The sequence below is a fragment of the Gammaproteobacteria bacterium genome (genome assembly GCA_029881255.1).
Lineage (GTDB): Bacteria > Pseudomonadota > Gammaproteobacteria > S012-40 > S012-40 > JAOUMY01.
In genome coordinates this window covers 333057-349972 of sequence record JAOUMY010000002.1, presented here as the reverse complement: position 1 = coordinate 349972, position 16916 = coordinate 333057, and the positions used below count along the sequence as shown (strand labels likewise).

Annotated in this window: 14 protein-coding genes; 11 read left to right on the top strand and 3 right to left on the bottom strand. The window is 47.4% G+C overall.

Annotated elements, in window-relative coordinates:
* From tssK to tagH, 3 genes are all read right to left on the bottom strand, one after another.
* Positions 1-1332 carry a type VI secretion system baseplate subunit TssK gene (gene tssK, locus OEZ43_06690; GenBank protein MDH5545261.1) on the bottom strand — a complete coding sequence of 444 codons (1332 nt, stop codon included), beginning with the start codon at positions 1330-1332 and terminating at the stop codon, positions 1-3.
* A 15-nt stretch (positions 1333-1347) separates the two neighbouring features.
* The gene (tssJ, locus tag OEZ43_06685) at positions 1348-1824 is read right to left on the bottom strand and encodes a type VI secretion system lipoprotein TssJ (protein MDH5545260.1); all 477 of its coding nucleotides are present in this window, start codon (positions 1822-1824) and stop codon (positions 1348-1350) included.
* Between the two features lie 88 nt (positions 1825-1912).
* On the bottom strand, positions 1913-3409 hold the full coding sequence (gene tagH / locus OEZ43_06680) for a type VI secretion system-associated FHA domain protein TagH (protein MDH5545259.1): 1497 nt from the start codon (positions 3407-3409) through the stop codon (positions 1913-1915).
* Between the two features lie 370 nt (positions 3410-3779).
* Here tagH and tssA point away from each other — a divergent pair, with 370 nt between their 5' ends.
* The 11 genes from tssA (at position 3780) to OEZ43_06625 (ending at position 16853) form a co-directional block, all read left to right on the top strand.
* Positions 3780-4943: a type VI secretion system protein TssA gene (tssA, locus tag OEZ43_06675; GenBank protein ID MDH5545258.1), complete on the top strand. Its 1164-nt coding sequence runs from the start codon at positions 3780-3782 to the stop codon at positions 4941-4943.
* 28 nt (positions 4944-4971) lie between these two features.
* Positions 4972-5481, top strand: coding sequence for a type VI secretion system contractile sheath small subunit (tssB, locus tag OEZ43_06670; GenBank protein MDH5545257.1), 510 nt, complete (start codon positions 4972-4974; stop codon positions 5479-5481).
* A gap of 12 nt (positions 5482-5493) precedes the next feature.
* Positions 5494-6966 (top strand): type VI secretion system contractile sheath large subunit, encoded by a 1473-nt coding sequence (gene tssC, locus OEZ43_06665; protein ID MDH5545256.1) that lies wholly within the window; start codon positions 5494-5496, stop codon positions 6964-6966.
* Positions 6967-7036: 70 nt separating this feature from the next.
* Positions 7037-8530 carry a type VI secretion system contractile sheath large subunit gene (gene tssC / locus OEZ43_06660; protein ID MDH5545255.1) on the top strand — a complete coding sequence of 498 codons (1494 nt, stop codon included), beginning with the start codon at positions 7037-7039 and terminating at the stop codon, positions 8528-8530.
* 12 nt (positions 8531-8542) lie between these two features.
* Positions 8543-9334 (top strand): tetratricopeptide repeat protein, encoded by a 792-nt coding sequence (locus OEZ43_06655; protein MDH5545254.1) that lies wholly within the window; start codon positions 8543-8545, stop codon positions 9332-9334.
* 2 nt (positions 9335-9336) lie between these two features.
* Positions 9337-9825 carry a type VI secretion system baseplate subunit TssE gene (tssE, locus tag OEZ43_06650; GenBank protein MDH5545253.1) on the top strand — a complete coding sequence of 163 codons (489 nt, stop codon included), beginning with the start codon at positions 9337-9339 and terminating at the stop codon, positions 9823-9825.
* Positions 9818-11641 carry a type VI secretion system baseplate subunit TssF gene (gene tssF / locus OEZ43_06645; GenBank protein ID MDH5545252.1) on the top strand — a complete coding sequence of 608 codons (1824 nt, stop codon included), beginning with the start codon at positions 9818-9820 and terminating at the stop codon, positions 11639-11641. The genes tssE and tssF overlap by 8 nt, the downstream gene beginning before the upstream one ends.
* On the top strand, positions 11605-12690 hold the full coding sequence (gene tssG / locus OEZ43_06640; GenBank protein ID MDH5545251.1) for a type VI secretion system baseplate subunit TssG: 1086 nt from the start codon (positions 11605-11607) through the stop codon (positions 12688-12690). Before tssF ends, tssG begins: the two co-directional genes overlap by 37 nt.
* Positions 12691-12792: 102 nt before the next feature.
* Positions 12793-15417: a type VI secretion system ATPase TssH gene (gene tssH / locus OEZ43_06635; GenBank protein ID MDH5545250.1), complete on the top strand. Its 2625-nt coding sequence runs from the start codon at positions 12793-12795 to the stop codon at positions 15415-15417.
* Positions 15418-15536: 119 nt separating this feature from the next.
* The gene (locus tag OEZ43_06630) at positions 15537-16013 is read left to right on the top strand and encodes a type VI secretion system tube protein Hcp (GenBank protein ID MDH5545249.1); all 477 of its coding nucleotides are present in this window, start codon (positions 15537-15539) and stop codon (positions 16011-16013) included.
* Between the two features lie 225 nt (positions 16014-16238).
* The gene (locus OEZ43_06625; protein ID MDH5545248.1) at positions 16239-16853 is read left to right on the top strand and encodes a hypothetical protein; all 615 of its coding nucleotides are present in this window, start codon (positions 16239-16241) and stop codon (positions 16851-16853) included.
* Positions 16854-16916 lie beyond the last annotated feature (63 nt).

Sequence of the window (16916 nt, the reverse complement as noted above, 5' to 3'; positions counted from 1 at the left end):
TTATTTTCCCTTGATAGCCCAAAGTTCAAGTTCAAGATTGGGGAAATCCCCGCTGACGTGGAATGCGAAACCGCCCGAGCTGCTAAGTAGCGGCCAAAGCTGGCTCGACTGATCCATTTCAAAATAGGTGTACCCGGTATGATAGGGAACCTGTTTTGGCGCCGCCGGCATGGGTTTGATCGCGATACCGGAAATAGAAAGATTTACCAGTTCACGAATACGTTCCACTGGTCCTATTTTAATTTGCGCAGGGAATTGTTTGCGTATTGCGTCATCACCGACCGATGCTTTGGCGGCCAGAATAAATGTCGCGTTTTTCAACAGACTGTGGTCCTGAATCGGCGCGGAAAAAACACCGCGACTGTGGCTCTGCACTGCCAGCTGGACCACGTTTTGCTCGATTATTACGCTCAGCGAATGACGCAAGTCACCCATGAGATGTTCAAAACACTGATCCATTTGGGAATGCTCATAGCCATCAAGCGGCATAGGTCGGCGTTGATTACGCGTAAATGTAGAAAATTCTGCGCTCATTTGGCGAAACACGCTGTACAAGTGTTCCGGATGTAAAACAGGTAGCGTCTGTAAATGTTGCAATAGTGCCTGGTAGCGGTTTACTGCCTGAAGGAAGAGAAAGTCAGCGATTTCGGACGTACTCGTTCTGCCATCAGAAACGCGATTCGCCAGCGCATCGCCACGATGATTGACCAGGGAGCATATATCATCCAGGTAGCGTCGTAAACGCGGAACGGCATTTATGTTAAGACACGACGGTAGATATTTGCCATCGAGCAGAATCTGGCCATCAGGACGTCGCTCGGTGATGCGCGCAATTCCGACAACGGTGAAATCCGTACGCTTTTCATGTTCCAACATCAGACGCATGTTTAATTGGGCGGTTTGCATTTCAGTTACCGCCGAGGCGCCGCTGGTTGTATCGCTAATGTTGACGTTTTGCGTGATTTCTCTTGCTAAACCTTCATCACGATTTTCAAAATCGATTTCGACACTGCCGTAACGACGTACAGGCAAGGCGAGAAAAACTTCAACGTCCTGACATTCGGGAACGTCAATAAGTTTCGGGCGTATGCTGTCCTCGTTGATTACGAACGGCGTGCCATCGGGAAATCGACCACTACAATGACTAATGGCAATCTTGCCTTGAGAAAGCAGTTCCTCATCAATCTTTAATTCGCTGATACCCCAGTCGTAAGGGGCGCTGTCTTTGCTGCGGGCATTGATCAGATCTTCGAAATACCGGGAGTGCTGCTGAAAATGTTGTGGTTGTACAAATAATCCTTGGGACCAGACAACCTTGTTTTTATATGACATGACTCGATTCCAGATTTAACGTGTGAGTCGAACATCGGCGTTGACCCCTTTCAGGGTGACCGACATTCGGTTAGTGCGATTCTTGTTTAGTTTGACAAAACCTCGCCAACGGGCGTCGTCAATGCTACGGAAGGCGGCAAGTATCCCGATGTACTGAGTATCTTCCTTCAGTTTGCGTTCGATAAAAGAACTCTCGCCCGGTCTGAAGTTGAATTCCTCTTTCGCCAATAGCGTGGCCTTCAGGGCTTCGCCATCATTGTCGTAGATGTCGAAAAACTCCTTTCCCTGAAACTCGCCTATTTCTGACAGCTCGTATAACCTCACCACTATCGGCGATGGACGGTCACCGCTGTCGGGATTGACGTCAGTAGCAATTTTAAAATCGATTTGTGCCCAGGTGGCAAAGGGCACCAGTAACTTGCTAGAGCAAGCGCTGGTCGAGATGAGTAACAGGAAAACAAAAAAGCGAAACGAAAGTCTCTTGAATTCCATGGACGCTATATCCTCTCCTTGTATTATTTCAATTATTATTTGTTGTTCTGAATTTGTTTAGTTTGAAGCGAAATGTGAATTCTACACCCTAACGCTTCATCTTTGCCCGGTGCGTTTGTTCTTCGTAGGCGTTAGCAAAGACTTCTCCCAGAAGATGCATGAAATCATCACCAATGGCATTTTCCATTTGTTGGTAGAACTGCTCGTACTGATCCCAGTACTGAGATTTTTTCGAACCAAGCTTGATGCCGTTAGACTTGTGTTGGTCAAACTGCCGTTCCAGTATGTTTGGATTGAAACGCTGCACCAATGACTGCAAAGTCTTCTGCGTAGCGGCCATCATCGCCAGTTGATGTATTTGCAAATCCTGAAAACCTTCTCTAATCGCATCGCTAGGACCTAGGTAGCCCTGTCGAGAGCTAAGCAGGTTACGCAAGGCCTCATCACCACTGACCGAAAATTTCAGTGGATTGTTTTCGACTGGCGCGATGGTGGTAACTTCCATACGCAGTCCGGATTTTACCTGATTGCGGGCCATTAAAGCCGTGACTAATCCATCCATGCAACTACGCAACATAGTTCCGAGCAGCGGAAGTATCTCTTGTTTTTGGCTGGTAGTATAGACGCTCGGTTCGAGTCCAGCCGCTTTCAGAATGGCATCTGCGCTCTGTATTGTGCTCGCGTCGGCAGTCTTTTGGGGTACTACAGGTTTTGGGGCCTGGCTTTGAACCGGAGGAGTAGCCTGTACTTTCGCCGCTTGTACTGGTTTTGCCGGCGCTATGCCGAGCAAGGAAAGAATGTCGTCTTCTTCGTCGAGCGCTGCAGGGCCTTGAATCATCGGACTTGCGGGGGCTTCCAGCTCTTTAAGTAATAAGGCCAGTTCGTCGGCTTCCTCTGCTTTGTTGGCACTACCTGGCGCATCCAGCGTTTTCGGCGGCGTAAACGGCATGTCCAGGGGCGTTGCATTGTCAATAAAACTGCTATGGCTTTGTCTCTCATGAGGTTTCGAATTCAGAATGCCAAAAGCGTCATCGTCCGCTGGGCCGTCCAAGATGGCAAGTGGATCAATAACGCCACCCTCATCCAGATGGAGGTCATCCAGGCTCGACGCACCAATTAATTCCTCGATATTGGCATCAGAAGTGATTGGCTCCAGCACTTGTTGTGAATCGGGCGCGCCCAAATCACCGAATAAATTGGCCAATATGTCATGATCGTCAGTCTGTTGAAGTAAAGGTGTTTCGGCCGTCTGTGGTCTTTCGCCGTGTTCAACCTGGGCTACGATATTCAATTCGCCCAGTTGTATCTGGTCGTTGTTGTTGATGATGGTGGAGTTTCCATTTCCCAACGCCTGAGTGCCTTGATTGATGAATACGCCGTTAGTGCTAGTGTCGGTGATGGTGAATTCACCATTTTGGCAGCGAATTAATGCGTGCTTGCCAGAAATGAAGCGATTTACATCGCAAATAATCCAATCATTTAACGGGTTACGTCCGATTGATCCACCTTTTTCTGAGAAAGAAAATTGAGTGGACTGATTTTTTGACAATAATTCTGGGTTTTTAACCGTTAAAGTGAGTTTCATGTCCTTATTGCGCCGCCCATATACAATAAATTCCAAATCAGGCCAAATGCTTGAAGTATTTTCTTACAAAAGAGTAGTAAGTTAATATTTTGTGTTTGTTTGCAATTTTCTCATTATGCATTATTATCCTCAAAAAGGAAGTGTAAGGGTTCTATTAGCTCAATCAAACAGGGACGCATGTTTCCTGTCTTTTCTCGAACTTCCTTATGTAGTCAAAAGATGAGTGTCACTATAGCGGAATGCACACTCAGTCCTTGTGAAATAGTTCACATGCAAGCTCGGGCTCAATGAGCATAATAGGCAGCACAACGACTGATTCACCGGGGATTTGTTCCGGCAATATACAAAATAATGATCGATGGATTGAAACATGACAGTAGCAGACAGAATAGAGCTTGATACACTTACTGCACCCATCAGCGATGAAGCGCCGACAGGCGTTGACCTGCGTCTTGATCCATCACCGAATTCCATTTATTACAAAGTAAAAGATGCGCGCAATGCCGCGCGGGCTAATGAGCGGGCCGCCATCGGTATCGATGATCGAGATGCCATGGGTAAAGTTGATGAGGAATGGCATAACATCATAGAACTTGCCCCTACCGTATTGAAAGATCACGCAAAAGATCTTGAAATTGTCGCCTGGTACATCGAAGCGTTGGTGCGTACTGATGGATTTGCGGGCATGCGTGAGGGATTTAACCTGACCCGCGAACTGGTAGAAAGATATTGGGACAATATTTTTCCCATGCCTGATGAAGACGGTATGGAAACACGTATCGCACCAATTATGGGACTTAATGGTGTCGATGGAGAGGGTACCTTGTTGGCCCCGATCCGCAACATCGCCTTGACCCAGGGTTTTTCAGGAACGGATTACGCGCAATGGCAATATGTACAGGCGCAGGAATTAGAACGCATCACAGACCCCGATAAGCGCAAGTCTCGAATTGAAGCTGGCGTGCCAACGATGGCGCAAATCGAACGTGCGGCGATGGAAACGCCGTTGTCATTTTATGAAACGCTTATTGCCGATATCGACAGCTGTCTTGCAGCGTTTCAGCTAATGAATGAGGCCTTTGACAAAGCGGCTGGCGCAGATGCGCCTCCATCTTCGAATATCAAGAACGCGATAATCGAAGTAAAGTCGATTGTTTCTTATCTGACGCGTGACATGTTTATCGACGAGGCAGCTGGGGAATCTGAAAGTTCGAGTGAGTCGGGTGGTGGGGATGTCGCTGTGAAGTCGAAATCTGGCGGCTCGTTAAACGGGGAAGTTGCTACCCGTGACGAAGCACTTAAGATGCTACAAAAGATTGCAGAATTTTTTAAGCGTACCGAACCTCACTCACCGGTTTCATACTCCCTGGAACAAGCCATACGCTGGTCGCGTATGACATTGCCTGATTTGTTGGAACAATTGATTCCAGATGGAAAGGCGCGACAGGAGTATTTTCGTTTGGCAGGTGTTCGGCCTTCATCGGAAGAAGGCGCGAAAAGTACTGCTTCGAGCTCATCAAGTGAATTTTTCTAATACGTTTTAAACCAAAGAGGACATTGGAATGGCAGGAATACATGATAAGTTGAGCCGGGTTCGTAAACCTCGTGTACATATCAGCTATGACGTGGAAACAGAAGGCGGCGTTGTAAAAAAAGAACTTCCTTTCGTGGTAGGCGTTATGGGTGATTTTTCTGGTGACCCGACTCAGCCATTAAAGCCGTTGAAGGATCGTAAGTTTATCCAGATTGATCGTGACAATTTTAATTCCGTTATGGCCAAGATGACGCCTGGCGTCAATATGAAAGTGGCCAATGTCATCGAGGGTGGTGATAAGGAAATGGCCGTCAGTCTGAAATTTGATTCCATGGCGGATTTCGAACCGGGCTCAGTCGTCGAGCAAGTTGAGCCTTTGAGACAATTGAAGGCAGCGCGCGACAAGCTTCGTGACCTGATGAGTAAAGTAGATCGTTCAGAAGACCTGGAAGGGATACTCGAAAAAGTATTACAAAATGCGGATGACATCAAAAAGATGTCAGACGACCTCGGTATTGAAGCAGAGAAAAGTGAATAAGGAGTTTCTGTAATGAGTACAACTGAAGAAGAAGTCCAGGCAGCGGCGGCAGCGGAAGGCGAATCGATCAGCTTGCTCGAGCAGGCGATCAGCGCCACCAAGATGACAGAGCGCGATCAATCCGAGGATTTGTTAAAGAACCTGGCGCAGGAGGTTATGAAAGGTACCGTTACGTGGAATCGTAACCTGACGGTCACTTTCAACGAAGCTATTGCCAAGATCGACAATTTGATCTCCAAGCAGCTCGCAGCAATCATGCATAACGAAAAATTCCAGAAACTTGAAGGTTCCTGGCGTGGTCTTCACCATCTGGTGATGAATTCTGAAACAGGCTCAGGATTGAAGATCAAGGTCATAAACGCTGATAAGAAGACCGTATTTAAAGATCTTGATACCGCTGTGGAATTTGACCAGAGCCAGACATTCAAGAAATTGTATGAAAATGAGTTTGGTACTGCCGGTGGTGAACCTTATGGCGCGTTGATCGGAGATTATGAGTTCTCAAACCATCCACAAGACATCGATTTTCTGAGTAAGATGTCTAACGTCGCAGCCGCTTCTTTCTGTCCTTTTATTTCAGCGGCAGATCCAAGGCTGTTTGGTCTCGAAGGCTGGACTGATTTGTCCAAACCTCGCGATCTGGAAAAGATTTTCGAATCGACTGAGTATACCAAGTGGCGCAGTTTCCGTGATTCGGATGATTCACGTTTTGTCAGTCTGGTTATGCCACGTGTGTTGGCGCGTCTTCCATATGGTCAGGACACTAAGCCGATCGAGGAATTCGATTATGAAGAATTCTCAGGGGTTGCCGGCGAGCCAGGTCATGAGAAATTCAATTGGATGAACGCTGCGTATGTGATGGGTACGCGTCTAACGAATGCGTATGCGCAATACGGCTGGTGTACAGCTATCCGAGGCGCGGAAGGTGGCGGTAAAGTTGAAGGTCTTCCAACATACAATTTCATCAGTGATGACGGCGATGTTGACATGAAGTGTCCGACAGAAGTTGGTATTACCGATCGTCGTGAAGCTGAATTGAGTAAATTGGGCTTGCTACCGCTGTGTCACTATAAGAACACTGACTATGCCGTGTTCTTTGGCGCGCAGACCACACAAAAAGCGAAAATCTATGATGCACCTGGTCCAACGGAAAATGCCGCGATCTCGGCACGTTTACCGTACATCATGGCGACTTCACGTATTGCCCATTACTTGAAGGTCATGGGTCGCGACAAGATCGGTTCCTTCATGGAGGCAAATGAAGCGCAGGAGTGGCTGAATCGCTGGTTGAGTGGATACGTTAACGGAAATCCAGACTCAGGCCCTGAGATGAAAGCCAAGTTCCCGCTTGCGGAAGCAAAGGTAGAGGTAAAAGAAGTTCCGGGTTCTCCTGGTTCATACAATGCCATTGCCTGGATGCGTCCATGGTTGCAGATGGAAGAGTTGACCACCTCCCTACGCATGGTTGCGCGTATTCCTGGCTAATTGATCTATGATGTACACCGGATGCTTTTCAGCATCCGGTGCTTGGTCTGCACGTATAAAGGTATAACAAGTGAACGGGGCATCCTTTTTTGAGTCAGTTATCGCTGCCAGTAGTGGTGAGAGAACGCTTCATCGGGATGCCCTGGATGCTTTTCTTAATGCCGGTTCACTCAAAGAGTCTTTAGTTCAACTCAAACGTCTTATTACAATACCGGAGAATTGTGACAAGCGTAGACTGATCAATATAATTCAATTCTATATTGCAGAAATTGATTCGCGTCTGAATGCCCAGCTAAATGTAATTCTGCACGACGAGTGCTTCCAACGTCTTGAGGCCAGTTGGTGTGGCGTGTATTTTTTAACTGGACACCTCAATGGTAGTGAGAGTGTCAAGATTAAATTGCTCGACGTGTCGTGGCGGGAGTTGAGCAAGGATTTTGGTCGGGCGATAGAGTTTGATCAGAGTCAGCTTTTTCGAAAAGTCTACAATGCAGAATACGATATTGCCGGTGGAGAACCGTATGGTGTTTTGTTGGGTGACTATTATGTGCCTCACCGTCCAACCAAAGACATGCCATATGACAACATTGGCGTTTTGCGCAGCATTGCCACCGTGGCATCGGCTGCATTTGCGCCATTTATTACATCGACGCATCCAGCGTTTTTTGGTGTAAGTCAATTTAGCGAATTGTCACGTCATATCAATCTGGACGCCTTGTTCAAAAGCAAGGAATACATGAAGTGGGCACGCATGCGTGAGGATATCGATACACGTTTTGTAGGCATGACGGTCCCTCGAGTGCTGATGCGCAGGCCTTACACAGATGATGTATTTCGTGCAGACGGGTTTCCTTTTGCGGAAACCATAGACGGCGAACGTGATAACTATCTCTGGGGAAATGCCTGTTATGCATTTGGTTCGATTCTGATTCGTGCATTTCGAAAACACGGTTGGTTCGCGGATATTCGTGGTACTTATCAGGGTGAACTGGACGGCGGCGTTGTAAACGATTTAGTCGTCGCAGATTTTGCCACCGACTCGCACGGTGCTGTTCTTAAGTACACGACAGATGTGTTAATTACCGACGAACAGGAAAAGGAACTCAGTGAATTAGGATTGATTCCCCTTAGTCATAACCCTCATTCGGAATACGCCATTTTTTACAGTAATCAGTCTTTACATGGTCATAAACACTATGACGATGAATTGTCGCGCGCCAATGCACGTCTAGGCTCAATGCTGCAATATATTCTTTGTGTATCCCGATTTGCGCATTACCTCAAAGTCATGGGTCGCGAGAAAGTTGGGTCATTCCTCAGTGCGGATGAGTGTCAACATTATTTTAAAAAATGGCTAATGCAGTTTGCCATATCCAGCGATACGCCTTCCTACGAAATGCGTGCAAGACATCCGTTAAATGATTGCAATATAGAAATTCGTGAAGTGCCGGGTCGACCAGGTATCTATGGGTGTGTTGTGCAGTTGAAACCCCATGCACAAATCGACCAATTGATGTCATCGATAAAATTGGTCACCGAACTCGTAGCGGCAAAAATTACGTAAGGAGATTAATCAATGAAAGTTACAGATATGTTAGCCGCCGGACAACTGCGCGAAGCGATACATGAAGCAACACGCATGGTTAGAGAAAGTCCCTTTGATCTGGATGCGCGCAGCTTGTTGGTTGAGTGCCTGATACTCGCATGTGAATATGAGCGCGCAGACAAGCAACTGGATACCATCGTTCATCAACACCCTGAGTCTATGGGTGGCGTATCATTATTGCGGCAATTGATTCGTGCAGAAATGGCGCGTAAGGATTTTTACGAGAAGGGGCGAGTACCTGAGTTTGTTGACCAACCACAGGACAATGTGCAGCAGATGTTGCGTGCCTCAATTTTTTTGCGTGAAGGTGAATTGCCGTCAGCAAGTGAAGTCTTCAATAAGCTCGAAGAGACGCGACAGCAGCGGTCAGGATCATGCAATGGTAGCAGTTTCGAAGATTTTCGTGATCTTGATGACCGCCTGGGGACAGTGTTTGAAGTTCTGACCACTACAGGTAAGTACTACTGGATTCCGACTAACAGTATAAAGAAAATTGAATTTCGTAAGGCTGAAAACCTGCTTGATATTAAATGGCGCAGGGCCTATGTCGAAACGACCGACGATAATTTGCAGGGCGAGGTCTATATACCGGGTACTTATTATTCTGATATTGAGACAACGCACGATGTTGCCAAGCTTGGTCGTACCACAGATTGGGTGGGTGGAGAGAACGGGCCAGCCTGTGGCATAGGACAAAAGATGTTTCTTGTCGGCGAAGAAGCCAAGACCATTATGGAGCTGGAAACCTTGAGTTTTGAATGATAATGGCGCGCGTTACTAAAACTCAGGAACTGAAACCCTCTGTACTCGATCGATTGCTTGATCCCCAGGCAGGCGCGAGTGGTACTGGTTCAAGTTCAGTTAATATGTCAAAAATCCGCGACGCGCTGCGTCGGGATTTGGAAAATCTGCTCAATACACGTAGGCCATACAGGGTAGGACGGGAGCGTATGGGCGGGTCACTAACCATTGTCGATTACGGCGTTCCGGATTTTACCGGGGCGAGTTTTTCAACACAGTTGGAACAGGAGCGTCTGGTCAAAGAAATTCGTCACGTCATCGAGAATTATGAAAAGCGCTTTAAATCAGTACGCGTTACGGAAAGAAAAAAAATGGATAACCTGGACAGAACTGTGCACTTTCGTATTGAGGCCGAACTTCGCGTTGAGCCCGCAGTTGAACCATTAGTTTTTGATACACGTATAGATCCTGTATCGCGGGAACTGGATGTGGAGGATGCAGTCGATGGATGACAGTTTACTCGACTATTATGAAAAGGAATTACGATTTTTAAATCGTTCCGCGGCCCGTTTTCAAAAAGAAAATCCGCAGGCTGCTTCGCAATTAGGCATTAACAAGGACACGATTGCCGATACCCATGTTGAACATTTGATACAGTCGGTAGCGTTTCTCAACGGTCGCATTCGCAAAAAACTCGATGATGATTTTCCTGAGCTGAACGAGACGCTGCTAGACCTGCTATATCCGCATTATCTGAAACCGATACCGTCGATGACGATTGCGCGATTGACTCCGCAGGATGGGCTTGGAGATGCTTATCAAATTCCCAAAGGCAGTCTGCTCGAAAGCGACACGATAGATGGCGACGCCTTGACCTTTCGTACCGCATACCCGGTAACCTTGTGGCCGTTTCAGATCACGCAGGCAGAATTAGTCGAGGGTGCGTATAAAGCACCGCCGATACCGTCCTATCTTGACGCTGCCGCCGTAATAAAACTGCAACTGACATGCGATGAAGAGGATTTTCGGTTCGAAGACCTGGCGCCAGACAAGATTCGTTTTTACATCGGTGGTGACGAAGGGATTTCGAACAAATTATATAGTCTGATATTCAATCATCTCGTCGCAGTGAGCGTGGCAAACAATAGCCTCGATACCGCGCCGGTATATCTTGATGCTGCTTGCGTCAAAGAGGTGGGATTTGAAGAAGAGGATAATTTGCTCGAATACGGCAAGCGCTCATTTAGCGGCTTTCGTCTGCTGACGGAATTTTTTACCTTTCCCAAAAAGTTTATGTTTTTCGATGTCACAGGACTGAAGGATCGCCTGCAAGGACGTGGGTCACGCATAGAAATCTTTTTGTATTTGAATCGAACTTTTCCTGGCGTGGCAGACTATGTAAACAAGTCGGTGTTCTCTCTAGGGTGTACGCCCGTAGTCAACCTATTTAGACAAGTCGCTGAGCCTATTGTGGCCTCTGGTCAAAGTGATGAATATCATGTGATACCCGATAGTCGACGCAAACTTTCTCGTGAAATTTATCAGATTGATAAGGTCAGCATTACGCGCGCCGATGGTGAAGAGACAGTCGTCGCGCCATTTTATGGAACCAGTCATCAATCATTGGCGGGCGATGAAGGCTTGTACTGGCATGCGCGCCGACGTAATAGTGATAACCACAAGTCTAATCAAATCGACAAGGGCAGCGAAATGCATATTTCGCTGGTAAACGATAATTATTTGTCCGCCTCCGCTGATAAGTGGGTTATCAATGTGGAGACACTCTGCCTCAATCGCGACATGCTGAAATACCTACAACGCGGAACACTCAATCTACATATGCGCGATGGCGGTCTGGTGGAAACTATTGAGTGCATTACTCCCCCAACGCATACAATAAGACCCGGGCAATTGAGTGGACTGCGCTGGCGTTTAATTTCACATCTCTCAATCAATCATATTCCCTTGTTTGACCAAGAGCAGACCTTGACTGTGTTAAAGGAAATGCTGGGTCTATATAACGTGAACGAGCTGCCCAAGAATCAAGCCATCATCAATGGCATACGAAAACTCAATACACGTCAGATTGCCTCGCGAGTAAGGAGCCATGGTAATGCCGCGATTTGTCGTGGAATTGAAGTTGAATTGGTGCTCGACGAAGAGCGATATAAAGACCAAAACATGCTGTTGTTCGCATCAGTGCTGGAACGTTTTTTCGCTTTGTATGCGCCGATGAATTCATTCACGCGTCTGGTATTGAGAACTGTTCAACGAGAAGAGCCGATTAAGAAATGGACACCGAGAGCGTCGAATCGCCAAATCGCCTGAGCAAGCGCGTAGCGGCACCAAGCAAAAAGACTGGACGAAAATTCTTCCAGGCCGTACGACAGTTGCAAGCTGAGTGGGTGGATGGCTCAGCAAATGGTCCACGCCGCGCTATTGGTCGCGACTTTGACCCAGAGCAGGAGTTGCTCCGCTTTCGTGCCCAGCGGTTTTTGGCTTTTCCCGCGGAAGAACTTGAAAATGGGGCCGAATTAAGTTCGTCCTCAGATGGTGGCATCACACTTGGCGTCAATTTTATGGGGCTTAACGGTCCCGCAGGTGTATTGCCGGATCACTATTCCGAGCTTATCGTAGAACAATACAAACAAAGAAACGAAGCCCTGCGCGATTTCCTGGATATTTTCAATCATCGCAGTATCTCTTTGTTTTATCGGGCATGGGCAAAATATCGTTTAGTGGTAAACGCCGAGGCCTCTGGCAATGACAGGCGTAACCCTGATCCAATAACGCGATCAGTGCTGTCATTAATGGGTATTGAAACAACATATCTCGGACAGCGCTACGAGTTGGATATTGGTAATCTGCTGCACTATGCCGGGCATTTTATCAATCAACAGCGCGGTGCTTTAGGCCTCAGCGAATTACTGACGGATTTTCTCGGACTGCCTGTGGAAGTGCACCAGTTTCAAGGGGAGTGGTTGGCGCTTGAAACCGATGACCGCGTACAGCTGCCTGATATGTTTGGGCGTTCGCAGAATAATGTATTGGGTCAGGACTTTGTCATAGGCGATCAGGTGTTCTGTGTAGAAAATCGGTTTGAACTCGCATTGGGGCCGATGCACCGTAATGAAGCGGAGAAAATACGGCCAGGTACGTTGCGACAGAAATTGCTGTGTCGACTGATAACGCTTTATGTGGGACATACTTTTCAGTTTGATATACGCTATGTCTTGCGCGGCGGTACGCGGCCTGATTGGCAGATGAGTCCGGAAAAGAGTGGGCTCAATCTAGGCTGGAATTGCTGGTTACCACAGCAGGATCAGACACCGGAAGTCGACGAAATTTTGATTCCGTATAAGGTTTTGATGCAGTAGCTTTTTTCGCATAGGGAAATAAGAGTGCTAGCAGGGGTCATCAGGTTTTGATGACGGTTGATTACAACAGTTAACGAGAAACGAGTACACAAGGAAAGCAAAATGGTACAGGTGGAATTGCGATCGCTGATCGAAAAATTGAACGAGTCGACAAAACATAGCTTAGAGGCAGCTGCCGGTTTGTGTCTTTCGCGCACCAATTATGACGTGGAAATCGAACACTGGCTGATGAAATTGCTGGAACAGACCGATAGCGATATCGCTGCGATTACTCAGTTTTACGGAATTGATGTTGGTCGTTTATCGGCGGATCTTACCCGTGCCATCGACGGCTTCAAAACCGGTAATTCCAGACCGCCTTCATTGTCTCCTCGTATTGTCGATGTTGCGCGTGAGGCCTGGGTATATGGCTCACTCAATTTCGGTGCGCCATTTACACGCAGCGGACACATACTTGGCGCAATGTTGAGTGACGAAAGCCTGAGACGTCAGTTGAACAGCGCAACACGCGTTTTCGAAGGAATTGCCGCTGACGATTTGCGCAAGAATTTTGTAAGCATTACGGGTGAAACGCAGGAAGCGAAAAGCCAATCTCGTGCCGCTGCAACAAGTGGTGAAGCCGGTGCGCCAGCGCGTAAGGGCGGTGCATTGCAGCAATATACCAATAACCTGACCCAACAGGCACGTGATGGAAAAATAGACGCCGTGTTGGGACGCGATGGAGAGATACGTCAAATCGTCGATATACTTACCCGCCGTCGCCAGAATAATCCAATTCTGACTGGTGAAGCCGGCGTTGGTAAAACAGCCGTCGTCGAAGGTTTCGCTTTGCGTATTGCCAAGGGTGACGTGCCGCCTGCGTTGCAAAATGTCGAACTACTATCGCTTGATCTTGGTTTGTTACAGGCAGGTGCAAGCGTTAAAGGTGAATTCGAAAATCGCCTGCGTTCAGTAATCGATGAAGTCAAAGGTTCAACCACCCCCATCATACTATTCATTGACGAAGCACATACCTTGATTGGTGCCGGTGGACAAGCCGGCCAAAATGACGCCGCCAATCTATTAAAACCAGCCCTTGCCCGTGGAGAGCTACGTACGATTGCTGCGACGACTTGGTTGGAATACAAAAAGTATTTCGAAAAAGACCCGGCTCTTACCCGCCGGTTCCAGGTTGTAAAAGTCGAAGAACCTAGTGAGGCAACGGCCATAGAAATGATGCGTGGTCTGGCTCCCATGTTACAAAAACATCATGGTGTGCGTATTCTCGACGAGGCCCTGGTGGAAGCGGTAAAGCTTTCACACCGTTATATACCCGATCGACAAATGCCGGATAAATGCGTGAGCGTGCTTGATACCGCATGTGCCAAGGTTGGAATCAGCCAAAATTCTACGCCGGCTTCTGTTGAAGACAGCCAGCGTCGACTGGACCAGATTGATGTCACTTTGAATATCTTGAATCGCGAGCAGGAAGCCGGTGCAAATCACCAGGAGCGTATCGACGAATTGCTGACAGAGAAAGACACCGTCAATACTCGTTTGCAGACGCTTAATCAGCAATGGGCGAGTGAACGTGAAATCGCCGCAGAAATAGCTAAAGCGTTAGCTCAGTTGCACAGCGAGGACGAGTCTCTCGACAAACAGGAAGCCAAACAGCGTTTGCAGTCCCTGGAAGAACAGTTGAAACAATTGCAGGGTGAGAGCCCCTTGCTACATGTGCGTGTCGACGCGCAAGCGGTTGCTGAAGTTATTGCTGGATGGACCGGTATTCCCGTAGGGCGCATGGTAAGCGATGAAATTCAGTCGGTATTGAAGTTAGGTGATCACCTGGAGCAGCGTGTTATCGGACAACGTCACGCCCTTGAAGCGATTGCCAAGAGCATTCGTACTTCTCGTGCGCGGTTGACTGATCCTAATAAGCCTATTGGTGTATTCCTGATGGTCGGTACCAGCGGCGTGGGTAAAACAGAAACAGCTCTGGCGCTCGCGGATTTGCTCTACGGCGGTGAGCAAAACATGACGGTCATCAATATGTCCGAATTCAAAGAGGAACATAAGGTCTCGTTGCTAATGGGATCTCCTCCCGGTTATGTCGGATATGGTGAAGGTGGCGTGCTCACCGAAGCTGTACGGCGCAAGCCCTATAGCATAGTATTGCTTGATGAGATGGAAAAAGCTCATTCTGGCGTACAGGATATTTTCTATCAGGTGTTCGATAAGGGAAATATGAAAGACGGCGAGGGTCGCGATATCGACTTCAAGAATACGGTGATAATCATGACATCGAATCTGGGTTCGGAAACGATATCGAAGCTCTGTTCCGACGAAGAAACCATGCCTGAACCAGATATGCTGCTTGAGGCAGTGCGCCCGGATTTACTCAGCTATTTCAAACCGGCGTTTCTTGGACGTACCACGTCAGTTTGTTACTATCCTTTACACGATAACGCGCTTTCCAAGATCATTGCATTAAAGCTGAACAAGATAGGTAAGCGGATTTATCAGAATTACAAAGCTGACTTCGAGTATGGGGACGATGTTCTGGAAACCATCACCTCTCGTTGCCAGGAAGTAGAAAGCGGCGCGCGCAATATCGACAATATACTCAATGACGGCTTACTGCCTAAAATGTCAGAAGAGTTTTTGAGTCGTGTTGCTGTCGGTGAAGCCGTGAAGAAAGTCACTATCGGCGTTGGTGACGACGATAGCCTCACTGTCACGGTAAATTAGTTAGATGATTGTGAACTAGATAACAGGTCTTTATTTTCTAACGCGGTTACTATAACACCGTGGTTGAGAAAAAGTTTCTAAGGAAGTTTTACACAAATTTGACAAAGGAGATTTAGGAAATGGCTATTTATTTGCAATATGAAGGTATTGAAGGAACAGTTTCTTCTAAGGGACACGAGGGTTGGATACAGTTGGATTCCATGCAATTCGGATGTGGACGCGCAATTTCAACCTCTATCGGCGGCACCGCCGACCGTGAAGCAACTAAGCCGAGCATCAGCGAAATTTCAGTAACCAAATTGCTGGACAAGTCTTCACCCTTACTGTTCAACGAGGCAACAGTTGGTAAGGCCAAGAAGGCGACTATCCATCTTTGTAAGACAGGAACCTCAGAAATTGAAACCTATATGTCTTATGAATTGGATGACTGCATGATTTCTGGTTATTCCATGTCTACTGGTGGCGATCGCCCGAATGAGTCTTTGAGTCTGAATTTCGCGAAGATCGTAACCAAGTACACGCCATTCAACGAGAAAGGCGATGCAGGCAGCCCAATTCCTGCCGGTTACAACCTTATCGAAGGCACAAAGATTTAAACAAGAACAACAACGCAAACTACAACGGGGGCCTTGCCCCCGTTTTTTTTTGTGTCCTTATACTAAAGAAGCTGTCTAAAAAGTCCGACAAGGGGATAAGTATATCTGGTTTCGATTCGGAGGCAGGGTTTGTCAGGACAGGATTTGCAATCAATAAGGCGTTTTTTTCTAGGAAAACGCGTCCTTTACTACAAATTGTTAAACCCATTTCCAGAAGTAAGTTTCTTGTCTGGAATCGACTCTGGCTTTTTCGCGCTAAATATTGCACTGAATTATCGTCACCTGAAGTTTCGGCAGCCAGGGGGCACGATACACAATCTTCAGGGGAAAAATCCTGGCGGAGCACAACCGGTACAGCGCCAGATGATAAAACAAGGCGGGTTGATCCTTGGGGCCGGAAATACGGATGACTTCTGGATGCCTGAGCAACTAAAAACGGTAGCGGAGCAGCAAGGGTATTACCGAAACGAAATCGTCAAAGGAATAACGTTCGACAATCTACGCCAGATTATCAAGCAGGACCATACCGCGCTTGTGGCTTTCGATGTTGATACCCAAGGAAATCCAGGTTGTTACGGGGGCGCAAACGCGCATTGGGCAGTTGTCGTCGGCTATGGCGTTTACCATGATGGCGATATTTATGTGGTAGCAACGCACAGTTGGGGGAATTTCTACACCTGGAAGCTGGAAACACTCGTTCAATCAAATAGTCAGCTGCTACATCTGCCTCAATCCCTGCAACAACAAGCGGTGGCCAATGGCCAACAAACGACAAGCCCGGCTGCAAGCTCGATCAAATTGAATGCGGTTCGAAACACGATGTTTGTTCCCATCTTCTAGTCACAAATTTCGAATCTATCCTATTAAATAGTTTTCGCAAGCGATTGTATTGTCTATACTATG